The 18,880-nt window shown below is 69.7% G+C and carries 18 protein-coding genes; 11 read left to right on the top strand and 7 right to left on the bottom strand.

Annotation, left to right across the window (positions count from 1 at the left end):
• Positions 1-22: 22 nt before the first annotated feature.
• Positions 23-778, top strand: a complete 756-nt coding sequence (locus FHW12_RS07420; protein WP_182530376.1) for a M48 family metallopeptidase — start codon at positions 23-25, stop codon at positions 776-778.
• 223 nt (positions 779-1,001) lie between these two features.
• On the opposite strand, the gene FHW12_RS07415 is transcribed toward FHW12_RS07420, so the two are convergent.
• Both FHW12_RS07415 and hemH read right to left on the bottom strand, forming a co-directional pair.
• Positions 1,002-1,859, bottom strand: a complete 858-nt coding sequence (locus tag FHW12_RS07415; RefSeq protein WP_182530375.1) for an alpha/beta fold hydrolase — start codon at positions 1,857-1,859, stop codon at positions 1,002-1,004.
• The gene (hemH, locus tag FHW12_RS07410; RefSeq protein WP_182530374.1) at positions 1,846-2,961 is read right to left on the bottom strand and encodes a ferrochelatase; all 1,116 of its coding nucleotides are present in this window, start codon (positions 2,959-2,961) and stop codon (positions 1,846-1,848) included. The genes FHW12_RS07415 and hemH overlap by 14 nt, the downstream gene beginning before the upstream one ends.
• Positions 2,962-3,145: 184 nt before the next feature.
• Between hemH and FHW12_RS07405 the strand changes: the two genes are divergently transcribed.
• From FHW12_RS07405 to FHW12_RS07380, 6 genes are all read left to right on the top strand, one after another.
• The gene (locus tag FHW12_RS07405) at positions 3,146-4,036 is read left to right on the top strand and encodes a hypothetical protein (protein WP_182530373.1); all 891 of its coding nucleotides are present in this window, start codon (positions 3,146-3,148) and stop codon (positions 4,034-4,036) included.
• A 67-nt stretch (positions 4,037-4,103) separates the two neighbouring features.
• Positions 4,104-4,784 carry a lipid-binding SYLF domain-containing protein gene (locus FHW12_RS07400; RefSeq protein ID WP_182530372.1) on the top strand — a complete coding sequence of 227 codons (681 nt, stop codon included), beginning with the start codon at positions 4,104-4,106 and terminating at the stop codon, positions 4,782-4,784.
• A gap of 38 nt (positions 4,785-4,822) precedes the next feature.
• Positions 4,823-5,050 (top strand): Sec-independent protein translocase subunit TatA, encoded by a 228-nt coding sequence (gene tatA, locus FHW12_RS07395; RefSeq protein WP_182530371.1) that lies wholly within the window; start codon positions 4,823-4,825, stop codon positions 5,048-5,050.
• A 41-nt stretch (positions 5,051-5,091) separates the two neighbouring features.
• The gene (gene tatB / locus FHW12_RS21785; RefSeq protein ID WP_182530370.1) at positions 5,092-5,406 is read left to right on the top strand and encodes a Sec-independent protein translocase protein TatB; all 315 of its coding nucleotides are present in this window, start codon (positions 5,092-5,094) and stop codon (positions 5,404-5,406) included.
• Positions 5,393-6,154 carry a twin-arginine translocase subunit TatC gene (tatC, locus tag FHW12_RS07385; protein ID WP_182530369.1) on the top strand — a complete coding sequence of 254 codons (762 nt, stop codon included), beginning with the start codon at positions 5,393-5,395 and terminating at the stop codon, positions 6,152-6,154. The genes tatB and tatC overlap by 14 nt, the downstream gene beginning before the upstream one ends.
• A 196-nt stretch (positions 6,155-6,350) precedes the next feature.
• A complete protein-coding gene (locus FHW12_RS07380) occupies positions 6,351-6,566 on the top strand; it encodes a hypothetical protein (RefSeq protein ID WP_182530368.1) in 216 nt (71 codons plus the stop codon).
• 30 nt (positions 6,567-6,596) lie between these two features.
• On the opposite strand, the gene FHW12_RS07375 is transcribed toward FHW12_RS07380, so the two are convergent.
• The gene (locus FHW12_RS07375) at positions 6,597-7,349 is read right to left on the bottom strand and encodes a glutamine amidotransferase (protein WP_182530367.1); all 753 of its coding nucleotides are present in this window, start codon (positions 7,347-7,349) and stop codon (positions 6,597-6,599) included.
• A complete protein-coding gene (locus tag FHW12_RS07370; protein ID WP_182530366.1) occupies positions 7,327-9,141 on the bottom strand; it encodes a GspE/PulE family protein in 1,815 nt (604 codons plus the stop codon). Before FHW12_RS07370 ends, FHW12_RS07375 begins: the two co-directional genes overlap by 23 nt.
• 70 nt (positions 9,142-9,211) lie before the next feature.
• Between FHW12_RS07370 and glyQ the strand changes: the two genes are divergently transcribed.
• From glyQ to FHW12_RS07355, 3 genes are all read left to right on the top strand, one after another.
• Complete coding sequence (gene glyQ, locus FHW12_RS07365) at positions 9,212-10,117, top strand: glycine--tRNA ligase subunit alpha (RefSeq protein WP_182530365.1); 906 nt, start codon at positions 9,212-9,214, stop codon at positions 10,115-10,117.
• Positions 10,118-10,193: 76 nt separating this feature from the next.
• The gene (gene glyS, locus FHW12_RS07360) at positions 10,194-12,350 is read left to right on the top strand and encodes a glycine--tRNA ligase subunit beta (protein ID WP_182530364.1); all 2,157 of its coding nucleotides are present in this window, start codon (positions 10,194-10,196) and stop codon (positions 12,348-12,350) included.
• Positions 12,351-12,676: 326 nt separating this feature from the next.
• Complete coding sequence (locus tag FHW12_RS07355) at positions 12,677-13,489, top strand: YbaY family lipoprotein (RefSeq protein WP_182530363.1); 813 nt, start codon at positions 12,677-12,679, stop codon at positions 13,487-13,489.
• A gap of 373 nt (positions 13,490-13,862) precedes the next feature.
• On the opposite strand, the gene FHW12_RS07350 is transcribed toward FHW12_RS07355, so the two are convergent.
• The 3 genes from FHW12_RS07350 to mnmG are packed head-to-tail and all read right to left on the bottom strand — an operon-like array spanning position 13,863 to position 17,764.
• Positions 13,863-15,230, bottom strand: a complete 1,368-nt coding sequence (locus FHW12_RS07350; protein WP_182530362.1) for a sensor histidine kinase — start codon at positions 15,228-15,230, stop codon at positions 13,863-13,865.
• Positions 15,214-15,882, bottom strand: coding sequence for a response regulator (locus tag FHW12_RS07345; RefSeq protein WP_182530361.1), 669 nt, complete (start codon positions 15,880-15,882; stop codon positions 15,214-15,216). The genes FHW12_RS07350 and FHW12_RS07345 overlap by 17 nt, the downstream gene beginning before the upstream one ends.
• A 4-nt stretch (positions 15,883-15,886) precedes the next feature.
• Positions 15,887-17,764, bottom strand: coding sequence for a tRNA uridine-5-carboxymethylaminomethyl(34) synthesis enzyme MnmG (mnmG, locus tag FHW12_RS07340; protein ID WP_182530360.1), 1,878 nt, complete (start codon positions 17,762-17,764; stop codon positions 15,887-15,889).
• A gap of 899 nt (positions 17,765-18,663) precedes the next feature.
• On the opposite strand from mnmG, the gene FHW12_RS07335 reads away from it, so the two are divergent.
• Positions 18,664-18,849, top strand: a complete 186-nt coding sequence (locus FHW12_RS07335) for a hypothetical protein (RefSeq protein ID WP_182530359.1) — start codon at positions 18,664-18,666, stop codon at positions 18,847-18,849.
• Positions 18,850-18,880: the final 31 nt, after the last annotated feature.

Genomic DNA, 18,880 nt, shown 5'->3' with positions numbered 1-18,880 from the left:
GCGGATCTGTCGGAGAAATGAAGTGGAACTTGCGCACGACTACCTTGAACTGGCGACGCCGGCCGGCGAAACGATCAAGGTGTTGCGCAAGAGCCATCCGCAGGCGCGCCGCCTGCGCCTGACCGTGACGCCGGGCGGAGCGCGCGTCACCTATCCCGAAGGCACGCATCCGGCCCAGGTGTTCGCATTCCTGCGCAAGCACGGTGAATGGCTCGAGCGCAAGCTCGACGAACTCAGCCTCGGCTCGGCGCCGCCCGCGCTGAAGCCGGGTGCGGCGACCGTGATGCCGTTGCGTGGCGAGACTACGCGCCTGTCGTGGCGCGACGGCGCCTACCCGCAGATCGAGCAGCTCGAAGACCGCCTCGTGCTGACCTTGCCGCGTCCCCACGGCAAGTCGACCCTGCCCGCGGCCCGCGCGCTGCTGCGTTCGTTCCTCGAAGCGCAGATCCGCCGCGACGTGAGCCGCTGGCTCGCGCGCTATTGCCCCGAACTCGGCCGTGCGCCGACCGCGGTCAAGCTGCGGCCGCTGAAGAGCCTGTGGGGCAGTCTCGACACGCGCGACCGCGTTACGCTCGACCTCGCGCTCGCGCTCGCGCCGCCCGCGGCGCTTCGCTACGTGGTCGTGCACGAACTGTGTCACCTGCGCATCCGTAGCCACTCGCCGCGCTTCTGGGCGCTGGTCGAGAAGCTCATGCCCGACTGGCGCGAACAGCGCGACTGGTTGCGCCTCAACGGCCAGGCGCTCAAGGCCGAGCTGAGTCGCCTGATCCAGGCGTGAGTCGCGCACGTCGCGACGTATTGCACTATCTGCTCGGCACAATAGCGGGCTTGTCGCTCGTCGCCGTCGCGTTCATCGTCGCCGTCAATCTCGGTTGGATTTCGCCCTGACGCAGGCGTCCGATGGAATGGACCGGGCCAAGGCGATCGAGAAAGGAAAAGACTGAAACACGGAGCGCGGGGAAAAGACTTCAGCTTTGCGCTTTCTTCGTGCGCTCGGTGCATCAGTCTTTCGTTTCGACCAGCAGCGCATCAGCCACTGCTGCAGCGTTCTCCAGATGCAAGTGATGATGGCCCGGCACGCGCGTGACGCGGATGTCCGCGACGCACGCGGCGCGCGCATCCATCATCGCGGTCGGCAGGTAGCTCGTCGACGGATCGGCGAGCACGAGGCGCGTGCGCGCGCGGATGCCACGCAGCATCGCGCGCACCTGTTCCTCGCCGTAACGTTGCGGGCTCGCGAGCGTGAGGCGTGGATCGCTCGACCAGACGTAACCGCCGTCCACCGCCTGCACGCCGCGCGCGACGATCGCGCGCGCGGCCGCATCGGAAAGATCGTTCGCCATCATGCGCGCGGCGACGGCTTCGTCGAGCGTCGCGAACACGCGCAGCGGCCGCCGCGCGGCGAACGCGGCATGCTGGTCGAGCGCGCGGCGCAGCTGCGGCAGCGCATCCTCGAGCGTCGTCGTCAGAGGACCGAGCGCTTCGACGAGCAGCAGCTCGCCGACGCGTTCGGGATATGCCGCCGCAAACAGGCTCGCGAGCGTGCCGCCGAGCGAGTGGCCGAGCAGGTCCGCACGCGCCCAGCCGAAATGGCCGAGCACGGCGCCGATGTCGTCGAAATAGTCGACGTAGTGGTACCACGCGCCCGCGCCGATGTGCGAAGACCGGCCGTGGCCGCGCAGGTCGAGGGCGACGACCTGCCAGCGCGCAGCGAGCCGCGGCGCGAGTTCGTCGAACGAGCCCGCGTTGTCGAGCCAGCCGTGCAGTGCGAGCAGCGGCGGTGCCGAAGGATCGCCCCAGCGCTTCGCGGCGAGCGTCGCCGCCGGCAAGTCGATGCGCAGCTCTTCAGCGCTGCGCATCGCGGATCCGTTCGTGCCGCGTGCGCGCGGCGGCCAGTTGGGCGTTCGCGCGCGTCGCGTCCCAGCCCGGATCGAATTCGCTCCAGCCCTGGCCGTGGCGCAGCACGAGCTCGGCGAGCGCGGTGACGTGGTCGTCGCCGGCGTTGAGCGCCGGGATGTAGTCGAAGCGTTCACCGCCCGCGTGCAGGAACCGCGCGTGGTTGCCGATCGCGATTTCCTCGAGCGTCTCCAGGCAGTCGACCGCGAAACCGGGGCAGAGCACCTGCACGTGCCCGACCCCTTCGGCGGGCAACGTGCCCAGGGTCATGTCGGTGTACGGCTGCAGCCACTTCGCGCGGCCCACGCGCGACTGGAACGTGACGACGAGATCGGATTCGTCCAGGCCGAGGCGCTCGCGCAGGCGCCGCGCGGTCGCCTGGCACTGGCAGTAGTACGGGTCGCCGTGATGCAGGTTCTTCTCGGGAATCCCGTGGAACGACAGCAGCAGCCGCTGCGCGCGGCCGTGGCGTTGCCAGTGCGCTTCGACGCTGCGCGCCAGCGCCTCGATGTACAGCGGCTCGGCGTGGTAATCGTTGACGAAACGCAGCTCCGGCGGCCAGCGCCAGCCGGCGAATTCGCGCGCGACCGCATCGAACACCGATGCCGTCGTCGTCGCCGAGTACTGCGGGAACAGCGGCAGCACGATCAGGCGCCGCACGCCGGCCGCGGCGAAGTCGCGCAGTGCCGCGCGCAGACCGGGCCGCCCGTAGCGCATCGCGTGGCGCACGAGGATCGGGCCGGGGCGTTGCGCGCGCAGCGCCGCCTGCAGCCGCTGCGCGAGTGCGTCCGTGCCGGTCGCCAGCGGCGAGCCTTCGGGCGTCCAGATGCGCTGGTACAGGGCGGCCGAGCGCGCCGGCCGCACGCGCAGCACGTAGCCGTGCAGGATCGTGCGCCAGAGCCAGCGCGGCAGCTCGACCACGCGCGGATCGGCAAGGAACTCGGCGAGATAGCGCCGCACTGCGCGCGGTGTCGGCGCATCGGGCGTGCCGAGGTTGACGAGCAGCACGCCGGCGGCGACGGGATCGCCGTGGCGGTGGTTGGACAGTCCGAAGTAGCGCGGCATCGTGGGTTCGGGCAGGGGGGCCGCCGTGCGGCGACCCTGCGCGAGGCCGCCGGAAGCTAAGGTTTTGACGGCGTTGACGTTACTGGTAGACTCGGGCCGCCACGCGGAACAACCGCGGGGCAGACGATTACCATAACGATAACATGCCGCCATGCGCCCACTGACCTGCGTCATCGCAGCAGGGATGCTTGCCGTCGCCGCCGTTCCGGCGCAGGCGGCGACCGCCTATGGAGAGGCGTTCGACACCTTGTACCGCATCGACCTCGACAAGCACGAGGCGACGCGCGTCGGCGAGGCGGGCCGCTACGCCGGCCAGCTGATCGGCAACATCAGTGGCCTCACCACCCTGCGCGACGGCTCGCTGTACGCGGCAGCGGGCGGTTTCAAGCTGCTCGTGCGCATCGATGCGGACAGCGGCAGCGCGAGCGTGATCGGCGATTTCGGCCTCACCGGCCAGGGTGATCCGACCCGCAACGACGCGCTCGACCTCAACATGACGTCGAGCTGCGACGACACGCTCTGGCTCGTCTCGGCGGTCGCGAACAAGATCTGGACCGTCGACCCGGCCAGCGGCGCGACCACCCTCGTCGGTCCGACCGGGCACACGATCACGGGCCTCGTCGCACGCGGCAACACACTCTACGGCGCCGGCGGCAAGGGCGACAACACGTTCTACCGGATCGATCGCGACACCGGCGCCGCCACCGCGATCGGTCCGTTCGGCACGGACCTGCAGCGTTGGGTCAATTCGGTCGCGATGAGCTTCGACGACGCCGGCACGTTGTGGGCGGTCATCAACTACATCCCACCCGAACACGACACCGACCCGCTCGCCGACTGGAGCGATCTCGCGACGATCGATCCCGACACCGGCCATGTGCACGTGATTGGTCCGATCACCGGCCCCGAGTCGCTGCGCCAAGTCGGCATCAAGGGCTTCACGACCGGCTCCACCCAATGCATCGCCGGTGCCGTGCCCGCGGCCGCGCCGGCCGGCTCGCCGCTCGCTTTCGGCGTCCTCGCGATACTGCTCGTGGCGGCCGTCGCCGTGCATCGTCGCGGCCGGCCCGCCTGAACACGCTTCATCGCCGGCTCAGCTCGCGCGGATTAACGTAGGCCGAATCCACCTTCCGGAGTCGCGCATGCGTGCCACCCTGTTCGCCCTGCTGTCCGCCGTGCTCGCATCGATGACCGTGCCGGCGCGCGCGGGCGAAGAGGAGAACAAGCTCGCCGAGAACGCGGTGCGCGTGCTCAAGGAAGTCATGGAAGCGCCGGACAAGGCGATTCCGCGCGACCTGCTCGAAAACGCGCATGCGATCGCCGTCGTGCCGGACGTGATCAAGGCCGGCCTCGTCATCGGCGGTCGCCACGGCAGCGGGCTCGTCACCGTGAAGACGCGCGACGGCGTCTGGTCGAATCCCGCGTTCGTGAGCATGACCGGCGGCAGCATCGGCTTCCAGGCCGGTGTCTCGTCGACCGACGTCATCCTCGTGTTCCGCACGCAGCGTGGCGTCGATTCGATCGTGCACGGCAAGTTCACGCTCGGTGCCGACGCCTCGGCGGCCGCGGGTCCGGTCGGCCGCTCGGCACAGGCGTCGACCGACGCCCAGCTCAAGGCCGAGATCTACTCCTATTCGCGCTCGCGCGGCCTGTTCGCGGGGGCGGCGCTCGACGGCACCGCGCTGAAGATCGACAACGACGCGAACCAGGCCGTGTATGGCAATGGCGTGACCGCGCGGCGCATCTTCGAGGGCGGCGTATCCGGCGTGCCGAATGCCGTGGTCGACTTCCGCGACCTGCTGGAGGAGTACACTACGAAGTAACGCGACGCGCCGCGTCGGTCATTTCGTCGGGTGGTCCCATGGGTAGTTTCAGCATCTGGCACTGGTTGGTCCTGCTGGCGATCATCGCCCTCGTGTTCGGTACCAAGAAGCTGCGCAACGTCGGCGAAGACGTCGGCGCTGCGATCAAGGGCTTCAAGAAGGGCATGCAGGACGGCGAAGCCGACCAGGCCCAGCTCAAGGCCGATCCGCCGGCGGCGAACGCCGGCCCGGCGAACAACACCAGCAAGAACGAGCGCGTCGACTGACGTGCGGGCGCGCGCGAGCGCGCCGGTCCCAGGGAATACGCATGTTCGATGTCGGCTTCAGCGAGATCGCGCTCGTCGCGGTCGTCGCCCTGCTCGTGCTCGGCCCCGAGCGCCTGCCGCGCGTCGCGCGCACGGCCGGCGCGCTCGTGCGCCGTGCGCGCTCGAGCTGGCAGAACGTGCGCAGCGAGATCGAGCGCGAACTCGCCGCCGAAGACCTCAAGAAATCGATCGACGAAGCACGCCGCGCCGCCGACGTGCGCGCCGACGTCCACGCGACGGCGGCCGACGTCGAAGCCGCCGCACGCGTGAATCCAACGCCACCGCCGCCAGCAGCGCCGACCGATGAGCGAACCTGAGCACGACGGCGAGCAGTCGTTCATCTCGCACCTGGTCGAACTGCGCGAGCGCCTGCTCAAGGCGGTCGCCGCGGTGCTGCTCGTGCTGGTCGGCCTGATGCCGTTCGCGAACAAGCTCTATGGCTGGCTCGCGCTGCCGCTGATCCACCACCTGCCGCAGGGCGGCACGATGATCGCGACCGAAGTCGCCTCGCCGTTCCTGACCCCGCTCAAGCTCGCGTTCTTCGTCGCGCTGTTCATCGCGATTCCGTTCGTGCTGTACCAGCTCTGGGCGTTCGTCGCGCCGGGGCTGTACCGCCACGAGAAGCGCCTGGCCGTGCCGATCCTCGTGTCCTCGGTCATCCTGTTCTACGTCGGCTGCGCGTTCGCCTATTTCCTCGTGTTGCCGGCCGTGTTCGCATTCATGACCGGCATCGCGCCGGCCGGGGTCGCGGTGACGCCGGACATCGGCCGCTATCTCGACTTCGTGCTCATGCTGTTCCTCGCGTTCGGCCTCTGCTTCGAGGTGCCGGTCGTGCTCGTCATCCTCGTCGCGCTCGGCATCGTCACGCCCGACCAGCTCTCCGCCGGCCGCCGCTATGCGATCGTAGGGGCGTTCGCGATCGCCGCCGTGCTGACCCCGCCGGACGTGCTCTCGCAGACGATGCTCGCGGTGCCGATGTGCCTGCTGTACGAGGTCGGCATCTTCGGCGCACGTACCCTCGCCCGCCCCGTCCCGCCCCCGTCCGACGCCGCTTCGCGGAGCTGATTTTCCGGTCTTCCTCGGCCGGGCCCTTCGGGCGCCCGGCGCGCCGTCGTGGCCGTCGTGGCCGCCTTGGGCCTGGCTCAGGTTACAAAACGTCACACAGTTGTCCGCCCGGGCCTACCTGCCGCGCCCTAATCACAGTTACACTTCTAAAACAGTCAAAATAAAGTGCGGTTACACACCGGTGCCGGGAGAGAACATGAAGAAGTCCACAGTTGCGGCAGAATCCGACGACGCGCGCGATGCCAGCCTGCGCGTCTCCAAGCGCGTACGTGACAGCCTCAAGGCCGCCGCCGCGGTCATGGGTCGACCGCTGTACGACGTCACCAACGAGGCGATCAGCGACTACCTGTCGGGCCTCAAGCTCGGCGATCCGCTCGCCGCGATCCGTCGCGCGGGCCGCGCGCGCAAGTAAGGCGGAAGGGGTTGCGCGCCGGGCGGCGCTTCAGGCGTTCGCCAGCGCGATCGAGCGGAAGCGGCGCAACAGCCGGCGCGCTGCCGGCGCAGGGGCGTGTTCGCGCGCCGGGCAGCAGCCGGCGGGGCAGTCGCCGTTGGCCGCACGCGGTCGGCCGCGCAGGTAGCCGCGCATGATCTCGACGCTGAATTCGGGGTGGAACTGCAGCCCCCAGACGCGCGGCGCGTAGCGCACCGCGTGGTGCGGGTCGTGCGCAGAGCGTGCGAGGACGACCGCACCGTCCGGCAACTCGAGCACGCTCTGCTGGTGCGAAGCGTGCGCGACGAAGCGCGCCGGCGCCGCGGCGAGCAGGGCGTCATCGTCGGAGGCTGCCAGGCGTTGGATGTCGACCGTGCCGATCTCGCGCCCGCTCGCGTGGTAGTCGACGCGACCGCCGAGTGCGTGCGCGAGCAGCTGGTGGCCGTAGCAGACACCGAGGATCGGCAATCCGTGCGCGATCGCGTCGCGCAGCCATGCGGCCGTCGCTTCGCTCCACGCCAGCCGTTCGCTGACCATCGCGGGCGATCCGGTCACGATCGCGGCCGCATACGCGCGCGGATCGGGCACCCGTTCGCCCGCGTGCGCGCGCACGACGTCGACGTCGCGCCGGTGCAGGCCGACGCCGGAACGGAACCAGTCGGGGAAATCACCGTGGCGCGCGCGCACCGCGGGCAGCGTGCTGCCGGTCTGGACGATCAGGAATCGCGCGGCGGGTCGGCGGTCAGTCGGTCGGCGGCAGGACATTGATGACTTCGGGAATCGTGGTGACGCCACGCGCGACCTGCGCCGCGGCGGACGCGCGCAGCGGCTGCATGCCTTCGGCGTAGGCGGTCTCGGTCAGCTTCGCGAGATTCATGTCGGGCTGGATCAGCGCGCGGACCGCCGGCGTGATGCGCAGCATCTCGTAGATGCCGGTGCGGCCGAGGAAGCCGGTCTTGCGGCATTCGAGGCAGCCCTTCGGCCCGTAGTTCTTCGCCGGTGGCGCGAGATGCCAGCGGTGCGTGAGCGCGGCCCAGGCCTGCACGTCGAGCGGCGCTTCGGCCTTGCAGTGCGGGCACAGCGTGCGCACGAGGCGTTGCGCGACGATGCCGGTCAGGGTCGACTGGATCAGGTAGTTCGGCACGCCGAGGTCGAGCAGGCGGGTGAGCGCGCTCGGCGCGTCGTTGGTGTGCAGGGTCGACAACACGAGATGGCCGGTCAGCGACGCCTGCACCGCCATCTGCGCGGTCTCGAGGTCGCGGATTTCGCCGACCATGATGATGTCGGGGTCCTGGCGCAGCAGCGTGCGCACGCCCGCGGCGAAATCGAGGTCGATCGCCGCGTGCACCTGCATCTGGTTGAACTCGGGCGAGACCATCTCGATCGGGTCTTCGACCGTGCAGACGTTGAGGTCGGGCGTGGCGAGGTGCTTTAGCGTCGAGTACAGCGTCGTCGTCTTGCCCGAGCCGGTCGGGCCGGTCACCAGCACGATGCCGTGCGGGCGCTCGACCATCTCGCGCCAGACCGTCTCCTCCGACGGCGAAAAGCCGAGCTGGCGGAACTCCTTGACGACGATGTCCGGGTCGAAGATGCGCATGACGACCTTCTCGCCGAACGCGGTCGGCATCGTCGACAGGCGCAGCTCGACCTCGCGGCCGCCCTGCGAGCGCGTCTTGATGCGGCCGTCCTGCGGGCGGCGCTTCTCGGCGACGTCCATGCGACCGAGGATCTTGATGCGCGACGTGACCGCGGTCATCACCGGCGTCGGCAACTCGAACACCTTGTGCATGACGCCGTCGATGCGGAAGCGCATGTTGCTCATGTCGCGGCGCGGCTCGAGATGGATGTCGGACGCGCGCTGCTCGAACGCGTACTGCAGCAGCCAGTCGACGATGTGCACGACGTGACGATCGTCCGCGCCGACCTCGCCGGTCTTGCCGAGCTCGACGAGCTGCTCGAAATTGAGGATCGCGCGGCCGTCGTGGACGTCGTTCTTCGCGTCCTTCGCGCGCTGGATCGAGCGCTGCACGCTCCACCACTCGGCGAGGTAGCGGTTGACGTCGAGCGGGCTCGCGACGACGCGCTGGATGTCGCGCCGCAGGATGTGGCCGAGATCGGCCATCCAGCGTGCGTCGAACGGCTCCGACGTCGCGAACACGACCTGCATCTCGCTGACCGCGACCGGCAGGATGCGATAGCGCTGCGCGTAGGCGTGGCTGACCACCTGCGTCACGCTGGCGACGTCGATCTTCATCGGATCGATCTTGAGGTAGGGCAGGCCGGCCTTCGCGGCGAGCCATTGCGTCAGCACTTCGAGGCTGAGCGGCTTGTCCGGCTGGCGGTGATCGACGAGCTTGAGGTTCGACACCAGCACCAGCGGGTGCAGCTCGCTGCGCCCGCGCGTGGTGCGGATGTCGGCGCGGACGCGCTTGGCGTCGGCCTCGGTCAGCAGCCCGTCGCCGATCAGCGCGGCGAGCGTCTCGTCGAGGTCGAGTCGGCGGTGCAGGCCGAGCGCGTGCGGTTTCGGGGCACCCGGGAGCTGGGTCACGCTGGCCATGGTGCGAGTCCGGCAGGGGTATCGTCGCTATACTAGCGCGCTTTTCGCACGCAACTTTGTGAGTTGGCGCATGCCCGGACCGACCTTCCAGGAAGTCATCCAGACCCTCAACCGCTACTGGGCCGAGCAAGGCTGCGTGCTGATCCAGCCGCTCGACACCGAAGTCGGCGCCGGCACGTTCCATCCGGCCACGTTCCTGCGCGCGATCGGCCCGGAGCCGTGGGCGGCCGCGTACGTGCAGCCGTCGCGTCGACCGACGGACGGCCGCTACGGCGAGAACCCGAACCGCCTGCAGCACTACTACCAGTACCAGGTCGTGCTGAAGCCGAACCCGGACGACATCCTCGACCTCTACATCGGTTCGCTGAAGGCACTCGGCGTGGATCCGCTCGTGCACGACCTGCGCTTCGTCGAGGACAACTGGGAATCGCCGACCCTCGGCGCCTGGGGCCTCGGCTGGGAGGTCTGGCTCAACGGCATGGAAGTCACCCAGTTCACCTATTTCCAGCAGGCGGGCGGCCTCGAATGCCGCCCGGTCACGGGCGAGATCACCTACGGGCTCGAGCGCCTCGCGATGTACCTGCAGAACGTCGACAACGTGTACGACCTCGTCTGGACGCGCGCGCCGCACGGCGTCGTGACCTACGGCGACGTGTTCCACCAGAACGAAGTCGAGCAGAGCACGTACAACTTCGAGCACGCCAACGTCGCCAAGCTGTTCGACTGGTTCGACACCTGCGAGGCGGAGGCCAAGCGGCTCGTCGAAGCGGGCCTGCCGCTGCCCGCGTACGAGCAGGTCATGAAGGCGAGCCACACGTTCAACCTGCTCGACGCGCGCCGCGCGATCAGCGTGACCGAACGCCAGCGCTACATCCTGCGCGTGCGCACGCTGTCGCGCGCGGTCGCCGAGGCGTACTACGCGCAGCGCGAGAAGCTCGGCTTCCCGGCGCTGCGCAAGACGCCCGCCGCCGCCTGAGACGATTCCCGACCACCACGACGTCATCGCCGCATTCCCCCCTGCGCGGGAATGACGGCAAACCAAGATTGCCGCCATGAGCCCAGCCACCGCCCCCCTCCTGATCGAACTCGGCACCGAAGAGCTGCCGCCGAAGGCACTCGACGAACTCGCGACCGCGTTCGCGAGCGGCATCTGCGACGGCCTCGTGAAGCGCGGCATCGCCGCGGACGTCGCCGCCGCGAGGCGCTACTGTTCGCCGCGCCGGCTCGCCGTGCTGGTGCCGGACGTCGCCGCGCAGCAGCCGCTGCAGAAGTCCGAAGCGCTCGGCCCGTATGCGAACATCGGTCTCGACGCGAACGGGCAACCGACGCCCGCGCTGCTCGGTTTCGCCGCGAAGAACGGCCTTGCCGTCGACCAGCTGCAACGCACGACCGACGCGAAGGGCGAGCGCTTCGTCGCGCGCAGCGAGAAGCCGGGCCAGCCGACCGCTGCGCTGTTGCCGGAGATCGTCGGCGACGCGCTCAAGGCGCTGCCGATCCCCAAGCCGATGCGCTGGGGCGACCACGACTATTCGTTCGTGCGCCCCGCGCACTGGCTCGTGATCCTGCACGGCGACGCCGTGGTCGATGCGCAGGTCCTCGGCCTCAGGTCCGGGCGCAGTTCGCGCGGCCACCGGTTCCATCATCCGCAACCCGTGCACGTCGTCGACGCCGAGTCGTGGCTCGACGCGTTGCGTGCGGCCAAAGTGCTCGCCGATCCGGCCGAGCGGCGTGCGCGCGTTCGCGCCGAAGTCGCGCGCGTCGCGCCCGCGGGTGCCGTGCCACGCCTGTCCGACGCGCTGCTCGACGAGATCGCGAACCTTACCGAGTGGCCGGTCGGCATCGCCTGCGCGTTCGAGCGCGACTTCCTCGCCGTGCCGCAGGAAGCACTCGTCACGACGATGGAGACGAACCAGAAGTTCGTACCTGCATTCGACGCCGACGGTCGCCTCACCGAGCACTTCATCGGCGTCGCCAACATCGATTCGAAGGATCCGGCCGAGATCCGCAAGGGTTACGAACGCGTGATCCGGCCGCGTTTCGCCGACGCGAAATTCTTCTTCGACGAGGACCTCGAATCGCCGCTCGCGGCGCAGCAGGAGGCGTTGAAGAGCGTCACCTACCAGCAGTCGCTCGGCTCGGTGTGGGACAAGACGTTGCGCGTGGCCGAGCTCGCGCGCGTGATCGCCAACCGCCTGCGCGACACCGGCATCGACGTCGACGCGGCGCTCGCGACGCGCGCGGCGGCGCTGTCCAAGTGCGACCTCATGACGCGCATGGTCGGCGAGTTTCCCGAGCTGCAGGGCACGATGGGTCGCTACTACGCGACCGCGAGCGGCGAGCACGCCGACGTCGCGCTCGCGCTCGACGAGTTCTACCGGCCGCGTTTCGCCGGTGACGGCATCGCGCAAGGCCGGGTCGGCCAGGTGCTCGCGGTCGCCGAGCGCATCGACACGCTCGCGGGCATCTTCGCGGTCGGCATGAAGCCGTCCGGCAACAAGGATCCGTTCGCGCTGCGCCGCGCCGCGCTCGGCCTCGCGCGCACCTTGATCGAGGGCGGCCTCGCGCTCGACCTGCGCGCGCAATTCGACGAAGCACTCGCGCAGCTGCCCGACAGCGCGCTCGCTGCGGGCGTGCCGAAGGGCAAGGACGGTCGCGTCGTCGCGCCCGATCCTGCCGAGCGTCGAGCGGCGCTGGCGACCGAACTGTACGATTTCATCATCGACCGCCTGCGTGGCTACTACGTCGATCGCGGCGTTCCCGCGGAAGCGTTCGAGGCCGTGCGCGAACTCGCGCCGCCCGACCTCGCCGACTTCGACAGGCGCGTGCGCGCGGTGGTCGAATTCGCGGCGTTGCCCGAGGCGCGTGCGCTCGCCGCGGCGAACAAGCGCATCAACAACCTGCTGCGGCAGACCGCCGGCATCGGCCTCGGCGCGGTGGACGATGCGCTGCTCGAAGACGGCGCCGAGCGCGCATTGCGCGAGGCGTACCGCGCGGCACTCGTCGACGCGAAGCCGTACGTCGAACAGCGCGACTACGTCGGCCTGCTCAGGCGCCTCGCGACCTTGCGCGAACCGATCGACCGCTACTTCGAAGACGTCATGGTCATGGTCGACGACGAGCGCGTGCGCGCGAACCGCCTGTCGCTGCTCGGCGCGGTCGCCGGCTCGTTCCTCGCCGTCGCCGACATCTCGCAGTTGCCGGCCGCCTAGCCCGCCCGCATGAACGCGGCACGAATGCATGACGCGGCCGCCGCGGCGGCTCCGACGCCGCATCGGTGCCGCACGGGGATTTCCGGCCGCCGCCGCGCGGCCCGATGCACCGGTGTTGCCGATCCTGCGCACCGTTCACGTCGCAGTCGGCCACTGCGATTGCGCGTGACGCGGGCGCGGACTATGGTGAGCCATCGGCGTGCCGCGGCTGCGTCGCCGCGTCGCAGCACGACCCCGGTCGCGGCGAACGCCCGTTGTTCCCGTCCGTTTTCCGCGCCAAGCCCGCTTTTGTACGATAATTTTCGTTCTCGTTGGAGATGACAGTCATGCGCACCTACTGGCTCGCGGCGATCGCCGCCCTCTCGCTGCTCGGCGGTTGCAATTCCTCGACCGACACGGCGACCACCGACAAGGCCGCGGCGCCGGCGATCGCGCCAGGCGCGGCGATCACCGGTAGCGTGACCCTGCATGACCCGATGACGATCGGCGCGGGCAAGCTCGAGGTGCATCTCGTCGACGTCGCGCAGCCGCAGCCGGCGATCGCCGAGAAGACGCTCGACGTGAGCGGCGCCGCTCCGTTCAACTTCTCGCTCGACTTCGATCGCTCGAAGATCGTCGCGGGCCGCACCTACGTGGTCAACACGACGCTCGTCGACGGCGACCGTCGCTTCCAGGCCGGCCTCGCCGCGCCGGTGCTCACGCACGGCGCGGGCACGAACGTGCAGATCGTGCTCACCGCCGAAGCGACGCCCGCCGAGAGCCTCAAGGCCGAGTTCACGAAGCTGCAAGGCCGCATCGGCGGCATGAAGACGGTCAACGGCACCTACACGACGGATACCACGTCGGTCGCGTGGGACGCGTTCGGCGAAGGCGGTGTCGTGCGCTACGTGCGCGTCAACACCGAACTCGACGCCGGTGGTCGTTCGGCCGTCTATTACGGCTTCAAGGACGGCAAGCTGATGGCCGTGCAGCAGAAGGGCGGAGCGCTGGTCGGCTGGGGCGACGACGGCTCCGTGCTCATCAACGAGAAGCACGGCGGCGGCCAGGTCGCGCCTGCGGAAATCACCTCGATGCACGACGCCGCGATGAAGGCGCTGCAGATGGCACAGGAAAAACTCGACGCAGCCCGCAAGAAGTAACTTCGCACGAAGAAGCAGCTTTTTCTTCTTGTGCTCTTGATGAAAAGTGCGGCCATGGATGGCCGCTCTAGCTCTGAAGACCGAAAGATCCTGCGGTCAGGATCGCTCTGTCGAAGCCGCGATCACGGACGATCGCACAAAAAGAAGGCGGCCCATCCTGGGGGATATGGGCCGCCTTGAGTGCGAATCGGCCGGTGCTTCCCTGGGGTGGAAGGTCCCGGCGCCCATCGCGCCGCGACGATAGCGCCGACTCGCTTTCGCCAAGCTGACAAGCGGCCGTCGTCCTTCGAAGCGAAGGGCATCCTTCCGGCGCCCCACGCGCGCAACGGCGCATTCCTGCGGCGTAGGCCTTGGAGCCGGCGATGGGCGTAGCTCAGGCGACGCGGAATTCGATGCGCGCGCGCGTGCCGCGCCCGTCGTTGCCATCCGTGATCACGAAGCTCGCGTCGTGCGCGTGCGCGATCTCGTCGACGATCGCGAGGCCGAGTCCGCAGCCGTTGCCGGGCGAACCGGGCAGGCGGCGGAAACGCTCGCGCACGTGCGCGCGCTGATCCGTGGGGATGCCGGGACCGTCGTCCTCGACTTCGAGGAACGCGACGGCACCGGCGACGCCGCTGCGCACGGTGACACGGCCGCCCGCGGGCGTGTACGCGAGCGCATTGTCGACGAGGTTGCCGAGCAGCTCGCGCAGCAGCCAGAGACTGCCGAGCGTGCGCGCCGGCTCGGTTTCCGCGCCGAGGTCGATGCGTGCGTGCAGCGAACGGTCGAGGTACTGCGCGACCGCGTCGGTGGCGAGCGCCTCGAGGTCGACCGGCGCGAAGTCGTCGTGCGTCGTCGCCGAGCGTTCCGAGCGCGCCAGCGCGAGCAGCTGGTTCGCCGTGTGCGCGAGGCGGCGCGTCCCCTCGTGCAGCGCGAGCACGCGCGGCGCGAAGCCGTTGCCGCTCGCTTCCCGCGCGAGCAGGTCGAGCTGCGCGATGATGCCGGTCAGCGGCGTGCGCAGCTGGTGCGCGGCGTCGGCGAGGAACTGCTGCTGCGCGCGCGCGCTGTCGCGCACGGTTTCGAACAGCGCGTTGAGCGTGTGCACGAGCGGACGTACTTCGACCGGCACCTGCGCGCGGTCGAGCGGCGCGAGGTCGCGCGCGGAACGCTGCTCGATCTGTTCACCGAGCGCGCGCAGCGGGCGTACGCCGTAACGCACGCCGAGCCAGACCAGCAGCAGCGTGCCGGCGAGCTGCACGATGTCGGTGAGCACGACGCTGGCGAGGATGCTGCGGATCGCCGTCGTGCGCTTGCGCGTCGTCTCGGCGATCGTGATCGTGACCGGCGTGCTGCCGATCACCGTCGGATGGGTGACCAAGCGGATCGCTTCGCCGTGCAGGTGGCCGTCGCCGAATTCGGAGCCGTTGCCCGCCGCGAGCGCCTGCAGGTCGGCATCGCCGCTGACGAGGTGGCCGTCGCCCGCGCGCACCGCGAAATAGATCGAGTCGACGCTGTCGGCACGCAGCACGGCGACCGCCTGCGGCGGCAGGTCGGCGTCGATGCGGCCGTCGGCATCGGCGTCGCGCAGGTGCGCGGCGACCGCGAGCGCCATCTCGTGCAGCGCGCGGTCGTACGCGGCGCGGATCGTCGCCGAACCGCTCACGTAGTCGAAGAACACGCCGATGCCGAGCAGCAGCGCGAGCGGTAGCAACAGCAGGCGCAGCAGGCGCCGGCTGACCGAAGACTCAGCCGGGCGCGTCATCGAGGCGGTAGCCGAGCCCGCGCACGGTGCGGATCGGCGCCGCGCCGCCGAGCTTGGTGCGCAGGCGCGACACGTACACCTCGATCGCGTTGGCGCCGATGTCCTCGTCCCAGTTGGCGATCGCCTGCAGCAGGCGGTCCTTGGCGACGACGCGGCCGATGTTGAGAGCGAGGCATTCGAGCACCGCCCATTCGCGACGGGTCAGGCTGACCGCGGTGCCGTCGACCTCGGCGCGGCGCGCCGCGAGATCGAGGCGCAACGCGCCGATCACGAGCTCCGCGCTCGCCGCCGAGCGGCTGCGCCGGATCAGCGCGCGGCTGCGTGCGACGAGTTCGGGCAGCGCGAACGGCTTGACGAGGTAGTCGTCGGCACCGAGGTCGAGCGCGCTGACGCGGTCGGCGAGCGCGTCGCGCGCGGTCAGGATGAGCACCGGGACGGCGCTGCCGCCACGTCGCATGCGCTGCAACAAGGCCAGCCCGTCGGCACCCGGCAAGCCGATGTCGACGACCGCGAGATCGAACGACTCGGCGCCGAGCGCGGTACCCGCGCGTTCGGCCGAATCGACGTGGTCGACCGCGTAGCCCGCCTCGCCGAGGCCGCGCCGGATCGCGTCGGCGACCAGCGCATCGTCTTCCACGACGAGGATGCGCACGGCGTCAGGCGACGCGGCGGCCGAGGCCGCGCTTGAGGTGGACCAGCAGCAGCGACACCGCGGCCGGCGTCACGCCCGAGATGCGGCGCGCCTCGCCGACCGTGAGCGGTCGCGCCAGCTTGAGCTTGCCGAGCACTTCGGTCGACAGGCCGCGCACCGCGTCGAAGTCGAACGCGGGCGGGATCGCCGTGTCGTCGTGGCGGCGACTGCGCTCGATCTCCTCGCGCTGGCGCTCGAGGTAGCCCGCGTACTTGACCGCGACTTCGACCTGCTCGGCGACCGCGGCGTCGTCGACGCCCGGGCCGACACCCTCGACGCGCACGAGGTCGCGGTAGCCGACTTCGGGCCGGCGCAAAAGATCGTGCGCGCTCGTCTCGCGCGCGAGCGTGATGCCGAGCGTCGCGTCGATCGCGCGCCCGAGCGCATTCGCGGGCGACGCCCACAGGTCGCGCAGGCGCTCGCTCTCGCGTTCGATCGCGTCGCGCTTGCGGCAGGTCGCGTCGTAGCGCTCCTGCGGTACGCAGCCGAGTTCGCGGCCTTGCGCGGTGAGGCGCAGGTCGGCGTTGTCCTCGCGCAGCTGCAGGCGGTACTCGGCGCGCGAAGTGAACATGCGGTACGGCTCGCTCGTGCCGTTGGTGACGAGGTCGTCGACGAGCACGCCGATGTAGGCCTCGTCGCGGCGCGGCGTCCACGGCTCGAGGCCGCGCGTCGCCCGTGCGGCGTTGAGACCGGCGACCAGGCCCTGCGCAGCCGCTTCCTCATAGCCGGTGGTGCCGTTGATCTGGCCGGCGAAGTAGAGCGCGTCGATCGCCTTGGTTTCGAGCGACGCCTTGAGGCCGCGCGGGTCGAAATAGTCGTACTCGATCGCGTAGCCAGGCCGCGTGATGTGCGCCTGTTCGAGGCCGCGGATCGAGCGCACGAGCTCCACCTGCACGTCGAACGGCAGCGAGGTGGAGATGCCGTTCGGATAGATCTCGAACGTGTCGAGCCCTTCCGGCTCGATGAAGATCTGGTGCGAGGCCTTGTCGGCGAAGCGCACGACCTTGTCTTCGATCGACGGGCAGTAGCGCGGGCCGGTGCCTTCGATGACGCCGCCGTAGAGCGGCGAACGGTCGAGCGCGCCGCGGATGATCGCGTGCGTGCGCTCGCTCGTATGGGTGATCCAGCAGCTGACCTGGCGTGGATGGTCGGCGGTCGAACCGAGGAACGAGAACACCGGCGCGGGATCGTCGCCGGGCTGCTCCTCGAGCTGCGACCAGTCGATCGTGCGGCCGTCGATGCGCGGCGGCGTGCCGGTCTTGAGGCGGCCGACCGGCAGCGCGAGCTCGCGCAGCGTTTCGGCCAGCCGTTGCGCCGGCGGGTCGCCGGCGCGGCCGCCCGCGTGCTGGGTCAGGCCGACGTGGATCTTGCCAGCGAGGAACGTGCCGGCGGTCAGCACGACGGCCGCGGCGCGGAACTCGAGACCGGACTGGGTCACGACACCGGTCACCCGGCCGCCCTCGACGCGCAGCGCGTCGACACCCTGCTGGAACAGGGTCAGGCCCGGTTGCGTCTCGACCCGACGCCGGATGGCCGCTTTGTACAAAACGCGGTCGGCCTGGCAGCGCGTCGCGCGTACTGCCGGTCCCTTCGAGGCGTTGAGCGTGCGCCACTGGATGCCAGCGCGGTCGGCCGCGAGCGCCATCGCGCCGCCGAGCGCGTCGATTTCGCGCACGAGATGGCCCTTGCCGATCCCACCGATCGCAGGATTGCAGCTCATCTGGCCGATCGTCTCGATATTGTGGGTCAGCAGCAGCGTGCGCGCGCCGCAGCGCGCGCTGGCGAGCGCAGCCTCGGTGCCGGCGTGGCCGCCGCCGACGACGATGACGTCATACGTATACATGGTGCAGTGCCGACCGGTGCCGGCCGGAACGCCGGCCGCGCGCGCATTCTAGCAAGCCGCCGGTCCGATGCTGGCACGGAACATGCTGCACTGGACGTACACTCCCACCGACGCACGGCGTATGCGAGCACGCCGATGGCCGGAATTCAGGGGCCGGCCTGCGTCGGTGGGAGCACCTTCATTCTTGCGATCCGTCCTGGATCGCTGCCTTCTGGATCGACCGAGCTGCTGCTTGTGATGTCCCGGCTTCGGGCTCGTCCACCAGCGGCCATCCATGGCCGCACTTCTCAAATGAATCGCGGCCTCGATGATCCGAGGCGGCCATTCCGAAAGAGGAGTACGGCCTCTACGAGGCAGGCGTTCCAAAAGCGCGTGTGCGCCTGCGCGTTCGCGCGGTTGCGGCACGTCGTGTTCGCGAGGGAGAGGCTGGCGCCCGGCGGTCGTAGGAACAGGGGGAATCCAAGAGGACCGTGTGCCGGGCGCCAGTGAGTGGTGGCGATGCCGCATCGATGCGGCGCGCCGGAAATCTGCGGGAAAACCGCGCCAGCGTGCGCTTGCGAAGTGCCGGGCGGCCCCTGTGCCCCCCGGTTTGTCGTTCGGAATCGCCTCACGGCGCGTTCCGCCTGGAAACCTCCCCAGTCGAGGTGCCGCCGCGTGGCTGTGCGACACCGATGCTCCGACCTTAGCCGCAACCGCCACTGGCAGACTGTGACGATCGTCGCGAACTCTTGCCCGTCATCGCCTGCGAGGGATTTACCGCGTCAGGTTTCGACGCGCCGCGTCGCTGCCGACGCCATCATGCGCGTGCGAAATCGTGATCGCAACGCGCAATACGCGGTTTCCGCTGTTGGCACAGGCCTTGCTGTGTACTGGACACAGGGAATCCGGGAGCACGCGCCATGAGCAACATCGCCACCATGAGTATCAATCCGCTCTTCCTGCGTCACGACCTGATGATCGAACTGGGTCGCCTCGAAATGGCGATCGAAGGCGCGCGGTCCGAAGCGCCGTCCAACACGTCGCTCGACCAGCTCGAAACGCGTTTCGCGAAGATCAACGAAGCGCTGAGCAGGCTTCCGGCCTGACAGAACACACGCGCGCGGCATCGCGCCGCGC

This window comes from Dokdonella fugitiva, assembly GCF_014138265.1.
Lineage (GTDB): Bacteria > Pseudomonadota > Gammaproteobacteria > Xanthomonadales > Rhodanobacteraceae > Dokdonella_A > Dokdonella_A fugitiva_A.
Note: the sequence above shows the minus strand (reverse complement) of the source record. Positions and strands in the feature narration are given on the sequence as shown.